Annotated in this window: 2 protein-coding genes; both read left to right on the plus strand. The window is 29.4% G+C overall.

Translation table 11 applies throughout. From position 1 onward, the window contains the following. Positions 1-864: hypothetical protein (locus ACF1AK_RS36255; RefSeq protein WP_391503072.1), on the plus strand; the 864-nt coding region annotated here is incomplete at its 5' end. A gap of 298 nt (positions 865-1,162) precedes the next feature. Next, positions 1,163-1,657 carry a restriction endonuclease gene (locus ACF1AK_RS36260; protein WP_360451374.1) on the plus strand — a complete coding sequence of 165 codons (495 nt, stop codon included), beginning with the start codon at positions 1,163-1,165 and terminating at the stop codon, positions 1,655-1,657. Positions 1,658-1,926 lie beyond the last annotated feature (269 nt).

Below are 1,926 nucleotides of genomic sequence, written 5' to 3' on the forward strand. Positions count from 1 at the left end.
GAAGAGATTGCAAAGGAATTGAATACAGGAAATTATGGTAATGTGATTACACCATTTGTAATCAAAGTGTCTTCAGATGATATAAATGAAAGGTATGTAATACACAATAATGAAGAAGAAAACCCATTTTATTTAGAGTTTAAAGAATGGTTGGAGTATGGGAATTTAACTGAAATTTTGAGCAAAAGCATGATTGATAAAATTAATGATTGCTATCAGTATTTTGAAGAACATCGATCTACAAAAATTAACAAATTAACAATTGAGGAAGTAGACATTCTTCCTTATTTTTATGAAGCTATTGAAAAATCACTTGATAATAAACGCACAGAAGCTATGGAGAGAAGACATGCGGAAATTAGTGCTAACTTTAAAAAGAGTACTAATAAAGATCCAAAAAAACTTAAAAAGTATCGTCTTGGTTATGATAATATTTTATTACCCAAGAAATCTTTTATATATAAAAATGATTATATAGGTGCTATGAGCTTCGACTTGTTATTCAAAGTTTATGATGAAGAAGGAAATGAAAAGCTATTTGAATCTGAAGAACTAATTGAACAGTATCTTCAGTTTAAAAACGGCAATGAGTGTTGTTTATCAGATTTTGTGATTTGCTCTTTCGATGATAAGAGAATAGTAAAATTCAAACCTAATGTTCCCTTACTAAGAGAAAGTGGATATAAAGTGAAATGGGAAATTGATTCATACTGGAAAGACATAGACAAAGGTGTACTAGAATCAGAGGAAATTTCCGAAAGTGAATTCATGGATATAATAAAAAGTAATAAAGAATTATTTGATAACTCAAATAATTACTCTGCCCAAAGTACTGCATATTTTACACGAGAAGTTACAATCTGATTATTTACTTGGATAATATGAATATTTAATGAAGATGTCTTATTAAATAAAAAGACATCTTTTATTTATGAGGTGAAATATATTGGCCGGAAAATCAAGCAAGAAAAACAATTTAGAATCTTTTTATGCGATAATAATCTTGTCCTTCAGTATGATTACCTATATAATTACGAACTCATTAACAGCCGTAATTATGGTTGCGGCTACTATATTAGTGTGTATAATCTTTATTTTGTTTCTATTGAATAGGAAAAAGATACGTCGTTTAAAAAATAGTGGAATAAGTGACATTGATCAAATGGACGGATTCCAATTTGAATATTATTTAAATGAATTATTCAAGAGTAATGGATATACATCTCAAGTCACTAAGTCCAGGGGCGATTACGGTGCTGATTTAATACTTAAAAGAGACGGAGAAGTTATAGCGGTTCAGGCTAAACGACACTCTAAACCGGTGGGTATAAAGGCTATACAGGAGATTACAGCAGCTAAAGGATATTATAAGGCAAATAAAGCATGGGTAGTAACTAATAATTCTTTTACGAAACAAGCCATAAATTTAGCTAGTTCCCTTGAGGTGAAGTTAATTGGGCGAGAAGAGTTAATAAAACTTATATTAAAAATGAATCCTAATGCTTCAATATCAACAGGACAGATCTTAAATACTGTTACTCCTAAGAGGAAGAAATGTAAAGAATGTGGTGGGGATTTAGTAGTTAAAAAAGGAGCGTATGGCAGGTTTTACGGATGTTCTAACTATCCAAGGTGCAAGAACACTGAAAAGTTATAAAACTCTTTTATAATAGGAAGGAAAAAGAATGTTAAAGAAAATGGCATGGAATTTCATAAAGTATTCAATTATTTTAATATCCTTTTTGTTTTTTTATAATTATGTAGTTGGAAATGTAATTAATCATGCGGCAAATGATGATTTTGCTCCTATGCAATTGTTATTTATATTTGCAGTTATTGTATTTATTATTAGACTTCTAATTCGTATATTTAGGAGAAAAGGAAAGTAATGAACTATTAGAAAAAACATGGAGATATTAAGACACT

It is taken from the genome of Kitasatospora sp. NPDC015120, assembly GCF_043080305.1.
Lineage (GTDB): Bacteria > Actinomycetota > Actinomycetes > Streptomycetales > Streptomycetaceae > Kitasatospora.

Excerpts from the sequence above, each read along its gene's own strand:
- ACF1AK_RS36260 (WP_360451374.1), top strand. The coding sequence starts at position 1,163 with ATGGACGGATTCCAATTTGAATATTATTTAAATGAATTATTCAAGAGT.